General features: G+C 66.4%; 21 protein-coding genes. 9 read left to right on the top strand and 12 right to left on the bottom strand.

From position 1 onward, the window contains the following. The first annotated feature begins 3 nt into the window (after positions 1–3). Positions 4–1,314, top strand: coding sequence for a serine hydrolase domain-containing protein (locus ACODTA_RS18225; RefSeq protein WP_489067400.1), 1,311 nt, complete (start codon positions 4–6; stop codon positions 1,312–1,314). Here the strand turns inward: ACODTA_RS18225 and dmpG are convergent, their stop codons facing one another. From dmpG to ACODTA_RS18210, 3 genes are read right to left on the bottom strand one after another with little or no spacing between them, the layout of a single operon-like run. Further along, positions 1,315–2,343, bottom strand: coding sequence for a 4-hydroxy-2-oxovalerate aldolase (gene dmpG / locus ACODTA_RS18220; protein WP_489067399.1), 1,029 nt, complete (start codon positions 2,341–2,343; stop codon positions 1,315–1,317). Beyond that, complete coding sequence (locus tag ACODTA_RS18215) at positions 2,343–3,281, bottom strand: acetaldehyde dehydrogenase (acetylating) (RefSeq protein WP_489067398.1); 939 nt, start codon at positions 3,279–3,281, stop codon at positions 2,343–2,345. The genes dmpG and ACODTA_RS18215 overlap by 1 nt, the downstream gene beginning before the upstream one ends. 2 nt (positions 3,282–3,283) lie before the next feature. Next, positions 3,284–4,081, bottom strand: a complete 798-nt coding sequence (locus ACODTA_RS18210; protein ID WP_489067489.1) for a 2-keto-4-pentenoate hydratase — start codon at positions 4,079–4,081, stop codon at positions 3,284–3,286. A gap of 95 nt (positions 4,082–4,176) precedes the next feature. On the opposite strand from ACODTA_RS18210, the gene ACODTA_RS18205 reads away from it, so the two are divergent. After that, complete coding sequence (locus ACODTA_RS18205; protein ID WP_489067397.1) at positions 4,177–4,941, top strand: IclR family transcriptional regulator; 765 nt, start codon at positions 4,177–4,179, stop codon at positions 4,939–4,941. 9 nt (positions 4,942–4,950) lie between these two features. Here the strand turns inward: ACODTA_RS18205 and ACODTA_RS18200 are convergent, their stop codons facing one another. Then, positions 4,951–5,859 (bottom strand): AraC family transcriptional regulator, encoded by a 909-nt coding sequence (locus ACODTA_RS18200; protein ID WP_489067396.1) that lies wholly within the window; start codon positions 5,857–5,859, stop codon positions 4,951–4,953. Positions 5,860–5,947: 88 nt separating this feature from the next. On the opposite strand from ACODTA_RS18200, the gene ACODTA_RS18195 reads away from it, so the two are divergent. Next, positions 5,948–6,790 carry an SDR family oxidoreductase gene (locus ACODTA_RS18195; RefSeq protein WP_489067395.1) on the top strand — a complete coding sequence of 281 codons (843 nt, stop codon included), beginning with the start codon at positions 5,948–5,950 and terminating at the stop codon, positions 6,788–6,790. A gap of 152 nt (positions 6,791–6,942) precedes the next feature. Here ACODTA_RS18195 and ACODTA_RS18190 read toward each other — a convergent pair whose 3' ends face one another. Genes ACODTA_RS18190 through ACODTA_RS18170 form a run of 5 tightly spaced genes read right to left on the bottom strand, consistent with a single transcriptional unit; the run spans position 6,943 to position 11,215 of the window. Beyond that, on the bottom strand, positions 6,943–7,962 hold the full coding sequence (locus ACODTA_RS18190) for an amidohydrolase family protein (RefSeq protein WP_489067394.1): 1,020 nt from the start codon (positions 7,960–7,962) through the stop codon (positions 6,943–6,945). 8 nt (positions 7,963–7,970) lie between these two features. Then, the gene (locus ACODTA_RS18185; protein WP_489067393.1) at positions 7,971–8,492 is read right to left on the bottom strand and encodes a 3-hydroxyanthranilate 3,4-dioxygenase; all 522 of its coding nucleotides are present in this window, start codon (positions 8,490–8,492) and stop codon (positions 7,971–7,973) included. 1 nt (position 8,493) lies between these two features. Further along, a complete protein-coding gene (locus ACODTA_RS18180; protein ID WP_489067392.1) occupies positions 8,494–8,952 on the bottom strand; it encodes a RidA family protein in 459 nt (152 codons plus the stop codon). Continuing rightward, entirely contained in the window at positions 8,949–9,728 is a 780-nt protein-coding gene (locus ACODTA_RS18175; protein ID WP_489067391.1) for a 2-keto-4-pentenoate hydratase, read from the bottom strand. The genes ACODTA_RS18180 and ACODTA_RS18175 overlap by 4 nt, the downstream gene beginning before the upstream one ends. An 8-nt stretch (positions 9,729–9,736) precedes the next feature. Beyond that, positions 9,737–11,215 carry a 2-hydroxymuconic semialdehyde dehydrogenase gene (locus ACODTA_RS18170; protein WP_489067390.1) on the bottom strand — a complete coding sequence of 493 codons (1,479 nt, stop codon included), beginning with the start codon at positions 11,213–11,215 and terminating at the stop codon, positions 9,737–9,739. Between the two features lie 110 nt (positions 11,216–11,325). Between ACODTA_RS18170 and ACODTA_RS18165 the strand changes: the two genes are divergently transcribed. Next, complete coding sequence (locus ACODTA_RS18165) at positions 11,326–12,291, top strand: LysR substrate-binding domain-containing protein (protein WP_489067389.1); 966 nt, start codon at positions 11,326–11,328, stop codon at positions 12,289–12,291. Between the two features lie 7 nt (positions 12,292–12,298). Here the strand turns inward: ACODTA_RS18165 and kynU are convergent, their stop codons facing one another. The 3 genes from kynU to ACODTA_RS18150 are packed head-to-tail and all read right to left on the bottom strand — an operon-like array spanning position 12,299 to position 14,827. Further along, on the bottom strand, positions 12,299–13,561 hold the full coding sequence (gene kynU, locus ACODTA_RS18160; RefSeq protein WP_489067388.1) for a kynureninase: 1,263 nt from the start codon (positions 13,559–13,561) through the stop codon (positions 12,299–12,301). Positions 13,562–13,566: 5 nt separating this feature from the next. Then, positions 13,567–14,007 carry a VOC family protein gene (locus ACODTA_RS18155; RefSeq protein ID WP_489067387.1) on the bottom strand — a complete coding sequence of 147 codons (441 nt, stop codon included), beginning with the start codon at positions 14,005–14,007 and terminating at the stop codon, positions 13,567–13,569. 13 nt (positions 14,008–14,020) lie between these two features. After that, positions 14,021–14,827 carry an aspartate dehydrogenase gene (locus ACODTA_RS18150; protein WP_489067386.1) on the bottom strand — a complete coding sequence of 269 codons (807 nt, stop codon included), beginning with the start codon at positions 14,825–14,827 and terminating at the stop codon, positions 14,021–14,023. A gap of 230 nt (positions 14,828–15,057) precedes the next feature. On the opposite strand from ACODTA_RS18150, the gene ACODTA_RS18145 reads away from it, so the two are divergent. From ACODTA_RS18145 to ACODTA_RS18125, 5 genes are all read left to right on the top strand, one after another. Then, entirely contained in the window at positions 15,058–15,879 is an 822-nt protein-coding gene (locus tag ACODTA_RS18145; protein ID WP_489067385.1) for a sulfite exporter TauE/SafE family protein, read from the top strand. A gap of 10 nt (positions 15,880–15,889) precedes the next feature. Continuing rightward, complete coding sequence (locus ACODTA_RS18140; protein ID WP_489067384.1) at positions 15,890–16,564, top strand: fumarylacetoacetate hydrolase family protein; 675 nt, start codon at positions 15,890–15,892, stop codon at positions 16,562–16,564. Positions 16,565–16,745: 181 nt separating this feature from the next. Further along, complete coding sequence (locus tag ACODTA_RS18135; protein ID WP_489067383.1) at positions 16,746–17,675, top strand: fumarylacetoacetate hydrolase family protein; 930 nt, start codon at positions 16,746–16,748, stop codon at positions 17,673–17,675. Next, on the top strand, positions 17,672–18,649 hold the full coding sequence (locus tag ACODTA_RS18130; protein WP_489067382.1) for an ABC transporter substrate-binding protein: 978 nt from the start codon (positions 17,672–17,674) through the stop codon (positions 18,647–18,649). Before ACODTA_RS18135 ends, ACODTA_RS18130 begins: the two co-directional genes overlap by 4 nt. 11 nt (positions 18,650–18,660) lie before the next feature. Then, positions 18,661–19,206: a VOC family protein gene (locus ACODTA_RS18125; protein ID WP_489067381.1), complete on the top strand. Its 546-nt coding sequence runs from the start codon at positions 18,661–18,663 to the stop codon at positions 19,204–19,206. The last annotated feature ends 1 nt before the right edge of the window (position 19,207 follow it).

The following is a 19,207-nucleotide window of genomic DNA, read 5'->3' as shown; positions in this document are numbered from 1 at the left end:
GGGATGAAAAGGATGTTCGCGCGGATCGCCTGCGGCCTCGCCACGATCACCCTGCCGCTCTCCGCATGCCCACCGGCCGCCGCGCAGGTCGGCAAGGCGCCGGCGAGGGTCTTTTCGGCCGAGGCGCTGGCGAAGCTCGATGCGGCGATGGACGGTTTCGTCGATCGCGGCGAACTGGCGGGGATCGCGACCTTGCTGATCCATGATGATCGCGAAGTCGCCTTCCACGCGCATGGCCAGCGCAATGCCGCGACCGGCGCGCCGCTGACCCGCGACACGATCTTCCGCATCTATTCGATGACCAAGCCGATCACGGCGGTCGCGCTGATGATCCTGTACCAACAGGGGAAATGGACGCTCGATGATCCGATCACGCGCTTCCTTCCCGAAATGGCCGATCTCAAGGTGGTGACGGGCGAAACGGCGGACGGCAAGCCGATCCTGGCCGATGCGGCGCGGCCGCCGACGATGCGCGAGCTGATGAGCCACAGCGGCGGCTTCGCCTATGGCATGATGGACGGGCGGCTGGCGAGCACGCTGTTCCGCCAGCGCAACGTGGCGGCGGCGCCGAGCGCGAAGGCGATGGTCGATATGGTCGCTGGGCTGCCGCTGCTGTCGCAACCGGGCACCGAATGGGCCTATTCGATCTCTTCCGACCTGCAGGGCGTGATCGTCGAGCGTATTTCGGGCCAGAGCCTGGGTGCGTTCATGCGGAAACATATCTTCGGCCCGCTGGGCATGCGCGACACGGGTTTCACGGTACCTTCCGAGAATCTGGCGCGGCTGGTCGATCTTTACGCCACCGATCCGGCGAGCGGAAAGCCGGTGCCGGTGATCGCGACGCCCGCCGCCGTCGCGACCGGCCTGGTGCGCGACTATGCCGATCCGCCCAAGGTGGAATCGGGCGGCGGCGGACTGGTCTCGACGATCGACGATTATGCGCGGTTCGCGCGCATGCTCGCGCGTGGCGGCGAACTGGATGGCCATCGTATCCTGAAGCCTGAAACCGTCAGGCTGATGGGAACGAACCAGATCCCCGCCATCGCCTTCGGCAAGCCCAATGCCAACAGAATCGCGTTCGGCCCCGCGCTCGGCTACGGCCTGGGCGTCATGGTCGTCACCGATCCCCAGGCGGCGGGCCTGCCCGACGGCAAGGGGACGATGAGCTGGGACGGCGCCGCCAGCACATGGTTCTGGATCGATCCGGCCAACGACATCGTCTTTGTCGGCATGGTCCAGCGCATGGGCGGCCCGGTGCGCCTCCAGCTCGAGGCGCAGTCGCGTGCCCTGGTCTACGAGGCCTTGCGCAGATAATCAGGTCGCGCTGCTTGCCATGTCGAGCGCGACGTCGACGATCATGTCCTCCTGACCGCCGACCATGCGGCGGCGGCCGAGTTCGACCAGGATCGCGCGGGTATCGACGCCATGATCCTGCGAGGCCTTCTCGGCGTGGCGCAGGAAGCTGGAATAGACCCCGGCATAGCCCAGGCTCAGCGTCTCGCGATCGACGCGGACCGGGCGGTCCTGCAACGGACGCACCAGATCCTCGGCGGCATCCATCAGCTTGAACAGGTCGCAGCCATGCTGCCAGCCCTTGCGATCGGCGGCGGCGATGAACACTTCGAGCGGCGCATTGCCCGCGCCCGCGCCCATGCCCGCCAGGCTGGCGTCGACGCGGATCGCGCCGGCCTGCACCGCGACCATCGAATTGGCGACGCCGAGCGACAGATTGTGGTGCGCATGCACGCCGCGCTCGGTCTCGGGCTTGAGCACGCGGTCATAGGCTTCCAGCCGTGCGCGATAGCCGTCCATGTCGAGCGCGCCGCCGCTGTCGGTCACATAGACGCAAGTCGCGCCATAGCTTTCCATCAGCTTGGCTTGCCCCGCGAGCGCCTCCGGTTCGATCATATGGCTCATCATCAGGAAGCCGATCGTGTCCATGCCCAGGTCGCGCGCCGCCGCGATATGCTGTTTCGCGACATCGGCCTCGGTGCAGTGCGTCGCGATGCGGACCGAACGCACGCCCAGGTCATAGGCCTGTTTCAGGTCGTGGACGGTGCCGATGCCGGGCAGCAGCAAGGTGGTGACGACGCTCTTCTCGACCGCGTCGGCAACCGCCTCGATCCATTCCCAGTCGGTGTGCGCACCGAAACCGTAATTGAAGCTGGAGCCGTTGATGCCATCGCCATGCGCGATCTCGATCGCATCGACGCCCGCCTCGTCGAGGGCGCGCGCGATGGCGCGGACATGGTCGAGCCCGTAGCGATGCCGGATCGCGTGCATGCCGTCGCGCAGCGTCACGTCCTGGATATAGAGCTTGGTCTGGGTGGGATCGAACGCCATCATGCGGCCTCCTTCATCATGCGGCGGCGGGCGATCTTCTCCGCGGTCGCCAGCCCGGCGGAGGTCATGATGTCGAGATTGCCGGCATAGGCGGGCAGGTAATGCGCGGCCCCTTCGACTTCGAGGAACACGCTGGTCTTGATGCCTTCAAAGCTGCCGAGCCCCGGAATGGCGACGGGATTGTTCGATCCGAAACGTTCGAACTGGACCTTCTGCTTCAGCCGATAGCCGGGCACATAGGCGTTGACCCGGGCGACCATCGCCTCGACCGCGGCTGCGATCTCGGCTTCATCCGCGCCGGATGACAAGGTGAAGACGGTATCGCGCATGATCATCGGCGGTTCGGCCGGATTGAGCACGATGATCGCCTTGCCGCGCGTGGCGCCGCCCACCTGCTCGATCCCGCGCGAGGTGGTTTCGGTGAACTCGTCGATATTGGCGCGTGTGCCGGGGCCGGCGCTTTTCGACGAGATCGAGGCGACGATCTCCGCATAATGCACCGTCGCCACCGACGAGACGGCCGCGACGATCGGGATGGTCGCCTGGCCGCCGCAGGTCACCATGTTGACGTTCTCGGCGTCGAGATGATCGTCGCCATTGACGACGGGGATCACATAGGGGCCGATCGCGGCCGGGGTCAGATCCACCATCACCTTGCCCGCGCCGGTCACGATATCGCTATGATGTCTGTGCGCGCCGGCGGAAGTCGCGTCGAACACCACGCCGATCTCCGGCCAGACGGGCAGGCGCTGTAGCCCTTCGATGCCCTCCGCCGTGGTCGCGACGCCCATGCGTTCGGCGCGTGCAAGCCCGTCCGATGCGGGATCGATGCCGACCATCGCGCCAACCTCCAGCACGTCGGACGTGCGCATGATCTTGATCATCAGGTCGGTGCCGATATTGCCCGATCCGATGATCGCGGCCTTCATCTTCGTCATCGTCATGCTCCTTCGAATGTGAAGCCGGCCGCGCCCAGGCCGCCGATCTTCGCCACGACATGGTCGCCGCGATTGAGTGTCACCATCGGGCCAAGCGCGCCGGTCAGCAGGATGTCGCCGGCCTTCAGTCCCTCGCCCATCGTGGCCAGCGTCCGCGCCAGCCAGGCGGCGGCATTGAGCGGATGGCCGAGGCATGCGGCGCCCGCGCCGAGCGAGGCGACCGCGCCGTTGACTTCCAGCGCCATGCCGCAGGTGTAGAGATCGAGCCCGTCGAGCGGGCGGCGATCGTCGCCCAGCACGAAGAAGGCGGAGGATCCGTTGTCCGAAACCGTGTCGGCAAAGCTGATCTTCCAGTCGGCGATCCGGCTGTCGACGATCTCGATCGCGGCGACCGCGTGATCGGTGGCGGCGGCGATGTCGTCCACCGTCGTGTTCGGATCGTTCAGGTCGCGTGCCAGGATGAGCGCGATTTCCGCCTCGGCCTTGGGCTGGATGACGGCGGCGGCGGGCAGCGTTCCGCCATTGGCAATCTGCATGTCATCGAACAACACGCCATAATCGGGCTGATCGACGCCGAGCTGTGCCTGCACCGCCTTCGCGGTCAGGCCGATCTTGCGGCCGACGATGCGGCGGCCCTGATCCTGCCAGAAGCGCGTGTTGATCGTCTGGACCGCATAGGCGCCGGCGCCGTCGGTCGGCTCCAGCCCGTCGCGCAGCGGCGCGACAACGCCCGAGCGATAGGCATCGCGAAGCCGGGCGGCGAGCTGCGCGTGCGTGGCGATGCTGGTTTGCTGATCCATGATCGAGGCCTTTTGCTGTGTGCCGTCCTCGTATCGCGCGGGGACCGAGGTGAGCAATTTACGGAAGCGATTTTTGCTCATAATGTGAGCGGATGATGGGTGGTGCTCAATCTCCCGCCGGTACCGGCGCGCTCGACAAGGGCATGGAGCTGCTCGCCCGGGTGATCCGCGACGATGGCCATACGCCGGCGGCGGTGCTGGCGGCCGAGCTGGGATTGCCGGGCTCGACGGCGCGACGCGTGCTTGCCGCGCTCGCGCGGCAAGGGTTGATCGCGCGCGTCGAAAAGGGGCGCTACGCGGCGGGTGGGCAATTCGCCGATCTGGCGCGGACGATCGATCCCGATGCGATGCTGGCCCGTGTCGCCCGGCCGCCGCTGCGCAAGCTGGCCGCCGCCAATGGCGCGACCGCGCATCTCGGCATCTTCGACGATTTCATGGTCACCTATCTGGTCAAGGAGAGCCCGAAGAGCGCGCGGCTCTTCACGCGCGAACACGGCCAGCTCGAAGCCTATTGCACGGGTGTGGGCAAGATTCTGCTCGCGCATCTGCCGGCCGACGAACTGTCGGGATTCCTGGAGGGGAGTTTCGTGCGGCTGACGCCGCGCACCATCACCGATCCCGACGCGCTGCGCGCCGAGATCGAGCGCAGCGCCGCGCGGGGCTATGCCGTGGATGACGGCGAGATGGCGGACGAGATTTTCTGCGTCGCCGTGCCGATCCTCGATCGGCGGTCGCGCGCGGTCGCGGCGATCTCGCTGTCCTCCACGCCCGATCGGATCGGCTGGGCACGTGTCGAGGCCGTCGCCCGGGACCTGACCGCCTGCGCCGGCGAGATCGCGGCGCGCGCCGGCCTCGTGTGACCGGGGAAGTTATCGGGCAGCCGCGAACGCGCGTGCGAAGCTGCCCGGTGCGCAGCCGATCCGGCGGCGGAACGCCGTGCTGAAGGCGCTGCCGGATTCATAGCCGATCTGCTCCGCCAGCCGATCGAGCGTCGTCCCGCCCCGGCAGAGCGCATCCTTCGCGATCGCCATGCGCCAGCGCATCAGATATTCGATCGGCGCGCATCCGACCGCCTCCGCAAAGCGCGCGGCGAAGGCGGATCGAGACATGCCCGCGATCCCGGCCAGGTCGGCCACCGTCCATCGGCCACGGACATCGGCATGGATCGCGCGCATCGCCCGGGCCATGGCGGGATCGCGCATGCCCGCCAGCAATCCGGCCTGATGGCTTTCGCGGCCGATCCGTTCGTGGCGCAATGTCTCGACCAGCATCACCTCGATCAGCCGCGCCAGGATCATGTCGCCGCCCGGCCGGTCCTCTGCGCATTCCTCGGCGATCAGATCGGCGATCCGCGCGATCCGCGCCGCGTCCGCCCGCTCGGCGCGGACATGGATGATGTCGGGCAGCAGCGCCGCCAGCATCGGCGCATTGGCGCGCTCGACCTGGAAACTGCCGCCGCGCATCCGGAAATCGGGCGGGCCATCCGGATCGCCGTGGTGCACCGCGATCGCCGTCGGCTCGACAGATTTGGCGACCATGCCCGGCCGGCTCGCCAGTTCGAACGAAGGGGTGGCCGGCAGCAATATGAAATCGCCGCGATCGAGCCGGACGGGCGACTGCCCGTCGAGTGTGAGCCAGCAGCCGCCCTCAAGCACCAGCGCGAAGCCGGGCGCGTCATAAGCGCGATAGCGAACCGCCCACTCGCCCCGGCCGGTGATCGGCTTGGACAGGGCGGTATGCGGCCGGAGCAGCGCGATGATGTCGCTGAGCGGATCCATATGGACGATCCGTAATGAATTGACGATGATCCATTATAGATCGTCTGAATGCCTTGTCTATGTTCGGCCTCACACAAAGGAGATCGACATGAACAGGACAATTCTCATCACCGGCACGTCGTCGGGCTATGGCAAGGCGGTCGCGGCGCTTTTCCTCGATCGCGGCTGGAACGTGATCGCGACGATGCGTCGCCCCGACGCGGGTGTTTTCGAAATACGCAGCGACCGGCTCGCGCTCCTGCCGCTCGACGTCACCGATCCGGAGGGCATCGATGCGGCGATCGCCGGGGGCATCGCCCGGTTCGGCGCGATCGACGTGCTGGTGAACAATGCCGGGATCGGGCTGGCGTCGGCGGTCGAGGCGACGCCGGACGCCGTCATCCGCGAGATCTTCGAAACCAACAGCTTCGGCGTCTTCGCCACCTGCCGCGCGATCATCCCGCAGATGCGCCGGCAAGGCCATGGCACGATCGTCAACGTCACGTCGAGCGCCGCGATCGGCCCGATGCCGCTGGTTGCGGTCTATGCCGGCAGCAAGTGCGCGGTCGAGGGTTATACCGAGGCGCTGGCCTATGAACTGCGGCCCTTCGGCATCGATGCGCGCCTTGTCGAACCCGGCTATGCGCCGACGACGAATTTCACCGCCAATGGCGGCGCGCGCATGGCTGGGCTGATCCCGGCGGACTATGGCGATTTCGCTCAGGCCTGTTTCGCGCGGATGGCGGAGTATCCGACGCCCTATTGCACCGAGGCCGAAGTGGCGGAAGCGGTGTTCGTCGCCGCGACCGACAAGGGCGATGCGATCCGTTTTCCGGCGGGAGCGGACAGCAACATGCTGGCCGAGCTGCGCTGGTCGACGTCGGAGGATCGTTACCGGCGCCGGATGCGCGAGATGTTCGATCCCACTTTTGCTGCTGAGGCGGCGGCGTAAGACCGATACCTGATTCACACCGTCATGCCAGCGCAGGCTGGCATCTGCCGACCAGATCGCGCCTTGTTCTGTGGAAGATGCCAGCCTGCGCTGGCATGACGGTGTGGGGCCTAGTTGGTCCTGCCGCCATCGTCCGACCCGGTCTCGACGCCCTACGCGAACTCCTCCATGCATTCCTCCAGATTGAGGAAGCGTGCGGCGTTCGTACCCAACAGCTTGGCGCGCAGGCTGGCGTCGAGCCCCTGGTCCTCGCGGATCATCTGGCCGACCACCTGTTCGCCGAGCGGGAAGGGATAGTCGGATCCCAGCACCACCCGGTCCTCGCCCATCACCTTGATCAGCATGGCGAGCGCATCCTCGTTGAACACCGCGGAATCGACATAGAAGCGATCGGTGTAGGAGGATGGCAACTCGGGGCAATCGACGCGGACGATGTCGCGGTTGCGCCAGGCATTGTCGACGCGACCGAGCAGGAAGGCGAAGCTGCCGCCGCCATGCGCGAAGCACAGCCGCAACGAACGCGGCAGCTTCTCGAACGCGCCCGACAGGATCAGCGAGAGGATCGAGAGCTGGGTTTCGGCGGGCATGCCGACCAGCCACGACATCATATATTTGGGCATGCGCTGCTGTGCCATCATGTCCCAGGGATGGATCAGCACCGCCGCGCCGACATCGGCGCAGTGATGGAGGAAGGTGATGATACCGGCATCGTCGAGATTGCGGTCGCCGACATGGTTGCCGATCTGCACGCCGATATGCCCTTCGGCCATCGCGATATCGAGTTCGGCGCAGGCGGCATCGGTATCCTGCAAGGGAACCTGGCAGAGCGACTTGAGCCGTCGGGGGTCATGCGCGCAGATCTCGCGCGCGGCGCTGTTGAACAGCCGGGCGACCTCGCGGGCCTGATCGGCCGGGCGGCCATAGGCGAAGAGCAGCGGCGTCGCGGACATCACCTGCACGTCGATGCCATGCTCGTCCATCGCCTCGATCCGGCGCTCGCCGTTCCAGCAATCGTCGAGCACTGGCCGAAATTCCTTCTGGCCGAGCATCAGCATCGCCTTGCCCTGGCCGAGCTGCTTCATCCACGGCCAGTCGGGCGTGCCGAAGCGCGCCTCCAGATCGGGCCAGTGTTCGGGCAGGAAGTGACTATGGATATCGACCGAGAACGACATGATCTGAGCTACGCCTTGCCGGGGTGGAGGGTGCCGCAGTTGCGGCAGGTTCTGAGGTCTTCGCTGTCGTAGAATTGCGCGAAGAGCGGGGGCAGGTCGGCGACGATGCTCTTGAGCTGCACCTCGACGCGGTGGACGATCTCGCCGCAATCACCGCAATACCATTGGAAGGCGTCGAGCATGCCGGCGGGGCGCTGGCGTTCGATCACCAGCCCGATGCTGCCCGCGACCGGGCGCTGCGGCGAATGCGGCACGCCCGGCGGCAGCAGGAAGATATCGCCCTCGCGGATCGGCAGATCCTGGGGCTTGCCATCCTTCCACAGGCGCAGATTCATGTCGCCTTCGATCTGGTAGAAAAACTCCTCGCAGGGATCGACATGATAATCGGTGCGCGCATTGGGGCCGCCGACGATCGTCACGATCAGGTCGCTGTCCTGCCAGATCTGCGCATTGCCGACGGGCGGCTTGAGCAGGTCGCGATGCTCCTCGATCCATTTATGGAAATTGAAGGGGAGGCCATATGTCAGCATCTCAGTCCGCCTCGCTGCCGTCTTGCCCGCGCGCCCGGGGCGCATGGGCGGTTGCCTTGATCTCGATGAGCAGATGGGGGTGGGGAAGCTGGTGCACCGCCACCGTGGTGCGGGTGGGCCCGTCGGTGCCGAAATAGTCGGCATAGACGGCGTTGAACCCGCGAAAATCGTTCATGTTGACGAGGAAGACGCCGAGATCGACCACGTCGCCGAGCCCGGCACCCGCGTCTGCCAATATATCGGCGATATTCTCGATCACCGCGCGCGTCTGGGCGGCGATGTCGAGCGTGGTCGCACCGAATCCATCGGCCTCCGCACCCGCGATGCTGTTGTCTGCGCGGCGCGCGCTGGTGCCGGAAACGAAGATGAAGTCGCCCGCGCGGCGATAATGCGGAAAGGCGCCGCGCGGGACGGCCTTGCCGGGGATGACCCGACCCGCTTTCACGGCATCTTCACTCATGCCGCCGCTCCCGCGACGCTGAAATCAACCTGGCCCAGCGCGCCGGCATCGAGCGTGACGCGAATGCCCGGCTTGAGCGCTTCCGCCGAAGTGGCGGCGCCGCACAGGATGATCCAGCCCGCCTCCAGCGTCACGCCCGATGCTGCGGTCAGGCGCGCGGCTTCGACCAGCGACTGGACGGGATCACCCAGGATCGCGGCGGTTGAGCCCGACTGGACCGGCTGTCCGTCGAAGCGCATCGTCATGGCGATATCGGAAAGATCGTCGAACGGCGCCTGCCAGTCGCCGATCACGAATGCGGAGGACGAGGAATTGTCGGCGACGACATCGGTCAGCGCGAACCGGAAGTCGGTATAGCGGCTGTCGATGATCTCGATCGCGGGGGCGATCTCGCCGATCGCGGTGCGCGCTTCGGCCAGCGTGACCGTGCCGGACAGCGGCGCCTTCAGCCGGAACGCGATTTCGGGCTCGGCGCGGGGGTGGACGAAGCGCGTCATGTCGAGCGTGCCGTGGTTCGCGATCTCCATCGCGTCAGTCAGCCGACCCCAGATCAGGTCGGATACGCCCATCTGCGCCATCTTCGCGCGGCTGGTGAAGCCCATCTTCATGCCGACCGGCTTCTCGCCGCGCGCGATGCGGCGATCGATCAGCCGCCGTTGCACCGCATAGGCGTCGTCGAGCGCGAAGCCGGGATGATCGGCGGTGATCTGCCCCGTCGAGCGCGCGGTGCGCGCGGCGGTGTCGAGCCGTTCGGCGATGAGATCCAGGTCGGGCATGATCGCGCTCACAATTTGATGCAGATGTTCATGGGTTCGGAATAGAAGGCCAGCGAATGTTCGCCGCCCTCGCGGCCGATGCCCGACAGCTTGACCCCGCCGAACGGCGTGCGCAGGTCGCGCAGGAACCAGTCATTGACCCAGACCACGCCCGTTTCCATGCGCGCGGCGACGCGGTGGGCGCGGCCGACGTCGCGCGTCCAGATCGCGGCGGCGAGGCCGTAGCGCGAGTCATTGGCCATCTCGACCACCGTATCCTCATCGTCGAAAGGCGCGATGTGGCAGATCGGCCCGAATATCTCCTCGCGCACGCAACGCGCAGTTTCGGGCAGGCCGGTCAGGATCGTCGGTTCGACGAAGAAGCCGTTGGCGATATCCCCGTCGAGCGCGGGCACGCCGCCGCCCGCGACCACTGTCGCGCCCTCTTCCACCGCGAGCCGGTAATAACCGAGCACCTTGTCGCGGTGCTGGGCGGAGATCAGCGGCCCCATGTCGGCGCCGTCGAACGGATCGCCGACCTTCAGCGCCTTCGCTCGCGCCGCGAGCTCGGCGACGAAGCGGTCATAGATCGGCCGTTCGACATAGACGCGTTCGGAGCACAGGCAGACCTGCCCGCAATTGGAGAAGACCGATCGCATCGTGCCCGCGACCGCCGCGTCGAAATCGGTGTCGGCGAAGACGATCGCGGCGTTCTTGCCGCCCAGTTCGAACGATAGCGGCTTCACCCCGTCGGCCGCGCCGCGCATGATCGTGGAGCCGGTCGCGGACTCGCCGGTGAAGGTGATCGCGTCGATATCGGGATGGCCGACCAGCCATTCGCCGGTCGATCCGCCGCCAAAGCCGTGGACAAGGTTGAACACGCCGGGGGGCACGCCGACCTGATCCATCACCTCCGCCAGCAATGTCGCGGTCGACGGCGTTTCCTCCGACGGCTTGGCGACGATGGTGTTGCCGCACGCCAGCGCGGGCGCGACTTTCCAGGTCAGCAGCAGCAAAGGCAGGTTCCAGGGGGAGACCACCGCGACCACGCCCAGCGGACGGGCGATGCTGTAGTTGATCGCGCCGCGCCCGTCGGGCGTGTCGCTCTGGAAGCTCGTCATCGCGCGAGCCTGGGCGAGCGCCGCGAAGCTGCGGAAATTGGCGGCGCCGCGCGGAATGTCGATCGTCGTCGCCTGGAGCAGCGACTTGCCGGTGTCGGCGATCTCGGCGGCGACGAAATCGTCGAACCGCGCCTCAATCGCGTCGGCGATGGCGACGAGCATCGCGGTGCGCGCGGCCAGCGTCATCCGCGCCCATGGCCCCTTCAGTGCGCGCTTCGCGGCGGCCACCGCCGCGTCGACCGCCGCCTTGTCGGCCAGCGCGACATTTCCGATCGCCTGCCCCGTCACCGGATCGACCACCGGAAAGCTGGCTTCCGATCCGAGGAATGCGCCGTCGATATAGTTGGGAAGCGTGCGGCTGGCGAAGGGATAGGGGGTTTTCGGCATTCGGATTCCAACGCTCAGGCTTCGTGAATGCGCCAAAACTATGGATTGTTTTTATAATGCGAAAATAATATTTTGAGGGCGTTGTATAACTTTACTGTGATAGGACGGCGATGGCTGGAGAGGCGACACCGCAGGTCGTGGAGAACCGGCTGCTCGCGCGGCTGAAGCTGCGCCAGCTCAAATTGCTGATCACCGTGGGCGAGCAGCGCAACATCCTGCGCGCCGCCACCTTGCTCAACGTCGCCCAGCCCGCCGCGACCAAGATGATCCGCGATCTGGAGGCCACGCTCGGCATGCAATTGTTCGAGCGCTCGTCGCGCGGGGTGACGCCGACGCTCTATGGCGATGTCATCATCCGCCACGCCAAGCTGATCCTGGCGCAGGTGCGCCATGCCAGCGAGGAATTGCTGTCGCTGCGCGAAGGCACGACGGGCAAGATCGCGGTCGGCACCTTGCTGGCCGCGGCGCCCAGCCTGTTGCCGCGCAGCATCGTCGCGCTGAAGCGCGAGCGGCCGGGGATCACGGTATCGGTGGTGGAGGGCACCAATGACAAGCTGATGCCGATGCTGCGCGTCGGCGATCTCGATCTCGTCGTCGGCCGCCTGCCCGAATATCGCGAGCGTGAGGGACTGGTGCAGGAGATGCTGTACGACGAGCCGGTCTCGATCGTCGTGCGCAGGGATCATCCGCTGACCAGGCTGCCGGTCGTCAAGCTTGCCGATCTCCAGGCGCAGGACTGGATCATGCCGCCGCCCGAAACCTCGCTGCGCCGGCAGCTTGAGGAATGTTTCCGCAAGGCCAAGCTCGAATTGCCCGTGCGCGCGGTGGAATCGGTCTCGATCCTCGCCAATTACGCGATCCTGCGCGAGACCGACATGGTCGCGGCGGTGCCGTATCAGGTCGCCGATTCCCAGCATGATCTGGTGCGGCTGCCGGTCGATCTGGAGATCGGCTACGGCGCTGTGGGGGTGACGCTGCGCGAGGGCGTCGATCGCTCGCCCGCGACCAATTATTTCGTCGCCGTGCTCAAGCGCGTCGCCGCCGAATCCGCCGCCGGTCATTCCGGCGACGGATAAGCTGAAATCAGGTCACGGCCTCGACGGCGGCGAAGGCGGGATCGCGCCAGGCGCCACTCGTCATGATGTCGTGGAGGATCTCCACGGCATCCCAGATATCGACATAGCGCAGATAGAGCGGCGAGAAGCCGAACCGGATCGACGACGGCGCCCGGAAGTCGCCGATCACGCCGCGGCTGATCAGCGCCTTCATGATTGGATAGCCCTGGGGATGCTCATAGGCGATATGGCCGCCGCGCGCCTCGGGATCGGCGGGGCTGCCGAGTTCGAAGCCGGCATCGCCCAGCCGCGCCGCGACCAGATCCTGGAACAGGGCGCCCAGCGCGCGCGATTTGGCGCGGGCGCGTTCCAGCCCGGCGCGTTCGGCGATGTCGATCCCGGCTTCGGCGGCGACCATGCTCAGGATCGGCTGGGTGCCGGTGAGTGTCCGGCCGATGCCGTTGGCCGGGGCATAATCGCGATCGAAGGCGAAGGGGGCGCCATGGCCCCACCAGCCGGTGAGCGGCTGGACGAGATCGGCCTGATGGCGTTTCGCGGCGAACTGGAAGCCGGGGCTGCCGGGGCCGCCGTTCAGATATTTATAGGTGCAGCCGACCGCGAGATCGGCATCGCAGCCATTGAGGTCGACGGGAATTGCGCCCGCGCTGTGGCACAGGTCCCAGAGCGCCAGCGCGCCCGCTTCGTGCGCCCGCGCGGTGATCGCGGCCATGTCGAGGATATGGCCGGTCTTGTAGTGGGTCTGGGTCAGCACCACCACCGCGACATCGCTGTCGATGGCGGCCGCGATCGCGTCATGTTCGGCGAAACGGATGACATGGCCCTGGCCGAGCGTGGCGATCAGCCCCTGGACGACGTAATTGTCGGTCGGGAAATTGCTGCCCTCCATCACGATCACGCGGCGATCGGGGCGCAAGGCGAGCGCGGCCGCGACCATGCGGAACAGGTTGATGCTGGTGCCGTCGGTCATCACGACTTCGCCCGCATCGGCGCCGATCAGCCGCGCGATCCGGTCGCCCAGCCGATAGGGGAGCTGGAACCAGCCAGACCGGTTCCAGCTCGTGATCAGCCGCCGGCTCCATTCCTCGGTCGCGGCCTCGTTGACGCGCGCCAGCGCCGCGCTCGGGCTCGGCCCCAGCGAATTGCCGTTCAGATAGATGGTGGCTTCGGGGAGCGTGAACTCGTCGATGAAGCCGGCCAGCGGATCGGCCGCGTCGCGGGCGAGCGCGGCTTCGCGGGAAAGGTCGGCCGGAAGGCGCGGGGCGGTCGCCATGCCGGTCAGGCCGGCCTGGGCTTGAAGGTGGCGGTGCCCACCCAGCCGCGTTCGGAAACGTCCATCATCACCCCCTCGGGACCGGTCATCTTGTATTCGGCATTGTCCTTGGCGGGGTTCATGCCGAGCCCCTGCGCTATATTGACGTCGTGGCGCGGGGCAAAGCCGGAGTTCTCGAACCGGTCGACGATCTCCTCGATATCCTCGCACTGGAAGCCGAGATGATGGAGGCCGGTATAGCCCTCCTCGAACTCCATGCCGGCGGCGGGGCGGTTCTTGAAGTTGAGCAATGCGATGTTGATCGTGCCGTCGGTGACGTAATAGCCGCGCGCGTTGCGGCTATCGATGCGGCCGGCGATCGTCCAGCCGAGCACGTCGACGAAGAATTTGGAGGCGTTGTCGGGATCGGCCGATGCGATCGCGACATGCTTGAGATGAACGGTCATTGGGGTTCCTTTCTTAACTGCCCACGCGCAGCGGGGCGCTCAGGCCACGCAGCGCCGCGATCATGCTGAGCGCGGTGATCCGGCCGGTGCCGGGATTTTCGTCGGTCGGGATATTCTCGATCTCCAGGCCCAGCCGGGCGCTGTCCGATTCCACGTCGATGCGATGACAGTTGCGGACCTTGCCCGGATCGGCCCAGATTTCGAGTTCGGTGCGATCGGGGCCGATGCCCGCCAGCCCGAGCGCCGCCGCGACATTGACGTTGGAGGGAAAGGCGAGCGCGCCTTCGCGTGCGCTGCCGCGAAACAGCCGCAGTGGCTCGGTCAGCGCGTCGAGGTCGATCCGGTTCTCGACCACATATTTGGCGGTGCGCAGCGATCGCGGCGGCTTGCGCGTGACCATGCGTACCGAATGGATGGTGCCCTCCGCCGCCGCGCGCACCGCGTCGAAGCCGAGCAGCGCGCCGGTCGCCAGGATGATCTGGCCACCGCCCCGGCGGGCATGATCGACGATGTCGGGATGCTGGAGGATCGCGGCGCCGCTGACCGTGACGAGCGTGCGGCCCGCCGCCAGCGCCGGTTCCGCGATCGACGCGAAGGCGGCGGTCGGCGCGCATTCCACGACGATGTCGCAGCGTTCGGCGAGTTCGGATGGCTCGACCAGCGGGATGGCGATGCCCAGCGCCGCCATCCTGGCCTCGGCCGTTTCGCGCCGTCCCGAGCTGATCACCGCGAGCGTGAGGCCGGGCAGGTCGTTGATGAGGCGCGCGGCGACGACCGCGCCGATGGTGCCGAAGCCGGCGATGCCGACGCTGTGAGTCATGATTGGTCTTCCGCTGATCAGGCGGGCAGCATAGGGGATCGATCTATCACTGAAATATAGAAATAGAGCGGCGCATTATATGATGCAGGAATAATGAGGGGGCGGCCATCATTATTCCGAAAGCGAATATGGGCGGGTGGTTTTTATAGGTTTATCGTCGATCAAAGCGCGCTAGCGCCATGATGATGGGCGGTCATGGCCGACGGCCCGCACGGATCGGGGAAAGATCGATGGATATATCGCAGGCTTTGGTGCTGGCCGCCGCGATGCTGGCGACGGGGCTCGCAGGCGGGGTGATCGCGGGCATGCTCGGCGTGGGCGGGGGGATCGTCGTGGTGCCGATCCTCGATCTGGCATTGGGTTTTCTCGGCGTCGATCCGGCGATCCGCATGCAGGTCGCGGTCGCGACCTCGCTGGCGACGATCATCCCGACCTCGATCTCCTCGTCGCGCGCGCATCGCGCGAAGGGCGCGGTCGATGGCGACCTGGTCCGCCGCTGGGGCGTCGCGGTTTTCCTGGGTGCGATCGCGGGCACGCTGATCGCCTCGCACGTGCACAGCATCGTGCTGTCCGGGGTGTTCGCGGTGGTCGCCTTCATCGTCGCCGCCAAGATGCTGCTGCCGCTCGATCATGTCACCCTGGCCGATGGTGTGCCGCATGGGCTGGCGGCGCAGCCGCTGCCCTTCGCGGTCGGCACGACCTCGTCGATGATGGGGATCGGCGGCGGCACCCTGAGCGTACCGATCCTGACCCTGATGAACTATCCGATCCACCGCGCCGTCGGCACCGCCGCACTGTTCGGGCTGCTGATCAGCATTCCCGGCACGATCGGCTATATATGGGGCGGCTGGGGCGATCCGCGCCTGCCGATGGCGAGCCTGGGCTATGTCAATGTGATCGGTTTCCTGCTGATCGCGCCGATGACCTGGATCTCGGCGCCCTGGGGCGCGGCGCTCGCGCATCGCCTGTCGAAGCGGCAACTGGGCGTCGCCTTCGGAATTTTCCTGCTGATCGTCGCGATACGCATGGCGTGGCGCGTGATCACGAGCTGATGGAGTTTTCATGATTGTCGAACCGCAAGTGCCGCCGACGCTGCCGATCGTCGGCGGCGGCCGTTTTCCCGTCGGCCGTATCTTCTGCGTCGGCCGCAACTATGCCGAACATGCGAAGGAAATGGGCGACGCGGTTCCCGAACCGCCCTTCTTCTTCATCAAGCCGGCAAGCTGCCTGCCCGCCACGCCCGGGCGGCTGCCCTATCCGCCGCTGACCGAGGATCTCCATCACGAGGTGGAACTGGTCGTCGCGCTCGGACTGGGCGGTGCGGATATCGCGGCGGACGACGCGGCCCGGCACATTTTCGGTTACGCCGTCGGGCTCGACATGACGCGCCGCGACCTGCAGGGCATCGCCAAGGACAAGCGCCGCCCCTGGGATATGGGCAAGAGCTTCGATGGCGCGGCGCCGGTCGGGCCGATCCTGCCCGCCGCCGACGCGCAAGGGCTCGACCATGCCGCGATCGCGCTGACCGTCGACGGTGCGATGCGTCAGGAAGGGCGGTTGTCCGACATGATCTGGCCGGTGGCGGAGATCGTCGCCGCGCTGTCGCGCTATCTTCGCCTGATGCCGGGCGACCTGATCTTCACCGGCACGCCCGCCGGCGTCGGGCCGGTCGTGCGCGGCGAGCGGCTGGAAGCGCGGATCGATGGGTTGCCACCCTTGGATGTCGAGATCGCCTGAGAAAGCGTTCTTGAGCGCTTTCTCAAACAGTCTCAAACGCAGCCCGCCTATAGGAAAATAGGAAAGAGATATTCCAAAGTGATATTATGAATGTCATCCGTTATGCCTTTTATTGATCCAGAGACGATGGTCCGCCGAAGCGATCCCCGAACGGGCGCCGGCGCAGTTTTTGGAGATGGCTATGACGGCACCCTGGTTCGGGCTTGCGCGCTATGCGGCGCAGGGTGGGGCGGCGCGATCCGCGCTCGTGCTCGACGCGGCGCTCTATGATCTTGGTGAGATCGCGGGCCGGATCGCGGTCAGCGACGGATTGGCGGCGCGGATCGGTTCGGTCGATGCGCTGATCCGCGACTGGGAAATGGTCGGCGCCGAACTCGCTGCCCTGGCGGATCGGGCGCGGGGCCTGGACCTCGCCCCGGTCGCCGCCGCACCGCTGGCGCCCTTCACGCCGCATCGCGTGTTCGGCGCGGCCTCCAATTATATCGAGCATGCCGACGAGATGGCGACCAAGCTCGCCGCCAAGTCGGACAGCCAGCCTTATATCTTCCTCAAGACCGCCGACAGCGTCATCGGCCCCGGCGAGACGGTATTGCTGCCGCCCGAAAGCGCGCGGGTCGACTGGGAGGTCGAGCTGGGCGTCGTCATCGGTCGCGGCGGGCGACGCATCCCGGCCGAGCGCGCGCACGAGCACATCGCCGGCTATGTGATCGTCAACGACGTGTCGGCGCGTGACCTGACGCGACGCAGCGACTTTCCGTTCTCGCACGACTGGTTCCGGGGCAAGAGCTTCGACAGTTTCACGCCGATGGGCCCCTGGTTCGTGCCGCGCGACTGCCTGGGCGATCCCCACGACCTGCGCCTCACGCTCAGCGTCAATGGCGAGATGATGCAGGACGGCAATTCTGGCGAGATGATCTTCAACGCCTATGAACAGATCGCCTATCTCTCGACCTTGCTCGCGTTGAAACCCGGCGACGTGATCGCGACGGGCACGCCCGCCGGCGTCGGCATGGGGCGCGGCATCTTCCTGAAGCATGGCGACGAGATGGTGGCGGGGATCGACGGCATCGGCACGCTCGCCAACCCGGTGCGCGCGGAGGTGGTGCAATGATCGGCAAAAGGATGATCGGCGCGGCCGCTGCGGCGCTCGCGCTTGCTTTGACCGGATGCGGCGATGGCGGCGGCACGGGCAAGGAGAAGGTGACCTTCAACATGTCGTGGCTGCCCCAGGGCAGCATGAGCGGCGTGATCGCGGCGATCGACAAGGGCTATTATGCGGAGGCCGGTCTCGACGTGAACGTCGTGCGCGGCTTCGGCGGCATCCGCACCGCGAACGAGCTCGACCAGGGCATGTTCGAATTCGGCTATGGCGATCCGATCTCCGTGGTGCTCAACCGCAACAATGGCGGCAGGACCAAGATGGTCGGCACGATCAATACGCGCTGGCCCGCCGGGCTCTGTTACATCAAGGAACGCCACGCCATCGCCAGGCCCGCCGATCTGGCCGGACTGACCGTGGGCGGCGGCCAGAGTTCGCCGATGCAGGCGCTCGTGCCGGCCTGGCTGGAACGCAACGGCGTCGACAAGGCGAAGGTGAAGCTGCTCCAGCTCGATCCGGCGCTGGTCGTCACCTCGCTGGTCGAGGGCAAGATCGACGCGGGAGAATGCTGGGAAGGCAACAGCCTGCCGCTGTTCCGCAAGCGCGCGAAGGAAGCCGGGGTGACGCTCGGCTGGCTGCCCTATTCGTCCTTCGGGCTCGACATCTATGGCAGCGGCATCCTTTCGACCGAAAAGATGCTGGCCGAACGCCCGGCGACGGTGAAGTCATTCCTCGACGCCACCTATCGCGGCTATGCCTATTCCGCCGCCAATCCCGACGAGGTCGTCGGCATGATGGTGAAGCGCTTCCCGATGCTGGAGCCGGAGATCACCCGCCAGCAGATGCTGGAGACGACCGCACTGATGAAGGACGGCGCCGGCCGCCTCGATCCCGCACGCGTCGCGAGCACGCTCGATTTCCTGAAACAGGCCTATCCGTTGAAGGCTGATCTCGCGCCCGGCGACGTCTTCGCCGGTGCGAAATAGGGTGCTCGCCGATGTATCGCCCCAAGCCCAACAAGCTCGGTCATCTCGTGCTCAAGGTGCGCGATATCCAGGCGTCGCTCGCATTCTACCAGGATGTCGTCGGCCTCGACGTGTCCGACTGGATCGACGATCGCATGGTCTTCCTGCGCAGCGGCCAGGATCATCACAATCTCGCGCTGCTCCAGATGACGCCTGAGGAAATCGCGCGGCACGAGCCCGGCCGCTCACCGGTCGAGCACTTCTCCTACCATGTCGAAAACATCGCCGAGATCGAGGCGATCGCCGCGATGCTCGTCGAACGCGGCGTGCCGATCGATCGCGGCATCGGCAAGCACGGCCCGGGCGGCAACAGCTTCCTCGTCTTCCGTGATCCCGACGGCAACAATGTCGAATTTTATTCGGACATGATCCAGGTCGGCCCGGATTTTCCTCCGCATGATCCGCAGGTCTGGAGCGGTGCGGAAATGGCGACCTTCGATCGCTGGGCGCTCGAACATTTCCTGGTGCCGCCGCCCGCACGGATCGCGAAGATCCTCGACAAGCCGAAGGGCGACTGAT

This window comes from Sphingomonas sp. FG14 (genome assembly GCF_057809675.1).
The sequence above is the reverse complement of the archived record's forward strand: the minus strand, read 5'-3'. Positions and strand labels throughout refer to the sequence as shown.

Bases quoted from the DNA above. Each gene is read 5' to 3' on its own strand.
- ACODTA_RS18225 (WP_489067400.1), top strand. From the start codon at position 4: ATGAAAAGGATGTTCGCGCGGATCGCCTGCGGCCTCGCCACGATCACC.
- dmpG (WP_489067399.1), bottom strand. From the start codon at position 2,343: ATGGCGTTCGATCCCACCCAGACCAAGCTCTATATCCAGGACGTGACG.
- ACODTA_RS18215 (WP_489067398.1), bottom strand. From the start codon at position 3,281: ATGACGAAGATGAAGGCCGCGATCATCGGATCGGGCAATATCGGCACC.
- ACODTA_RS18210 (WP_489067489.1), bottom strand. From the start codon at position 4,081: ATGGATCAGCAAACCAGCATCGCCACGCACGCGCAGCTCGCCGCCCGG.
- ACODTA_RS18205 (WP_489067397.1), top strand. From the start codon at position 4,177: ATGGGTGGTGCTCAATCTCCCGCCGGTACCGGCGCGCTCGACAAGGGC.
- ACODTA_RS18200 (WP_489067396.1), bottom strand. From the start codon at position 5,859: ATGGATCCGCTCAGCGACATCATCGCGCTGCTCCGGCCGCATACCGCC.
- ACODTA_RS18195 (WP_489067395.1), top strand. From the start codon at position 5,948: ATGAACAGGACAATTCTCATCACCGGCACGTCGTCGGGCTATGGCAAG.
- ACODTA_RS18190 (WP_489067394.1), bottom strand. From the start codon at position 7,962: ATGTCGTTCTCGGTCGATATCCATAGTCACTTCCTGCCCGAACACTGG.
- ACODTA_RS18185 (WP_489067393.1), bottom strand. From the start codon at position 8,492: ATGCTGACATATGGCCTCCCCTTCAATTTCCATAAATGGATCGAGGAG.
- ACODTA_RS18180 (WP_489067392.1), bottom strand. From the start codon at position 8,952: ATGAGTGAAGATGCCGTGAAAGCGGGTCGGGTCATCCCCGGCAAGGCC.
- ACODTA_RS18175 (WP_489067391.1), bottom strand. From the start codon at position 9,728: ATGCCCGACCTGGATCTCATCGCCGAACGGCTCGACACCGCCGCGCGC.
- ACODTA_RS18170 (WP_489067390.1), bottom strand. From the start codon at position 11,215: ATGCCGAAAACCCCCTATCCCTTCGCCAGCCGCACGCTTCCCAACTAT.
- ACODTA_RS18165 (WP_489067389.1), top strand. From the start codon at position 11,326: ATGGCTGGAGAGGCGACACCGCAGGTCGTGGAGAACCGGCTGCTCGCG.
- kynU (WP_489067388.1), bottom strand. From the start codon at position 13,561: ATGGCGACCGCCCCGCGCCTTCCGGCCGACCTTTCCCGCGAAGCCGCG.
- ACODTA_RS18155 (WP_489067387.1), bottom strand. From the start codon at position 14,007: ATGACCGTTCATCTCAAGCATGTCGCGATCGCATCGGCCGATCCCGAC.
- ACODTA_RS18150 (WP_489067386.1), bottom strand. From the start codon at position 14,827: ATGACTCACAGCGTCGGCATCGCCGGCTTCGGCACCATCGGCGCGGTC.
- ACODTA_RS18145 (WP_489067385.1), top strand. From the start codon at position 15,058: ATGGATATATCGCAGGCTTTGGTGCTGGCCGCCGCGATGCTGGCGACG.
- ACODTA_RS18140 (WP_489067384.1), top strand. From the start codon at position 15,890: ATGATTGTCGAACCGCAAGTGCCGCCGACGCTGCCGATCGTCGGCGGC.
- ACODTA_RS18135 (WP_489067383.1), top strand. From the start codon at position 16,746: ATGACGGCACCCTGGTTCGGGCTTGCGCGCTATGCGGCGCAGGGTGGG.
- ACODTA_RS18130 (WP_489067382.1), top strand. From the start codon at position 17,672: ATGATCGGCAAAAGGATGATCGGCGCGGCCGCTGCGGCGCTCGCGCTT.
- ACODTA_RS18125 (WP_489067381.1), top strand. From the start codon at position 18,661: ATGTATCGCCCCAAGCCCAACAAGCTCGGTCATCTCGTGCTCAAGGTG.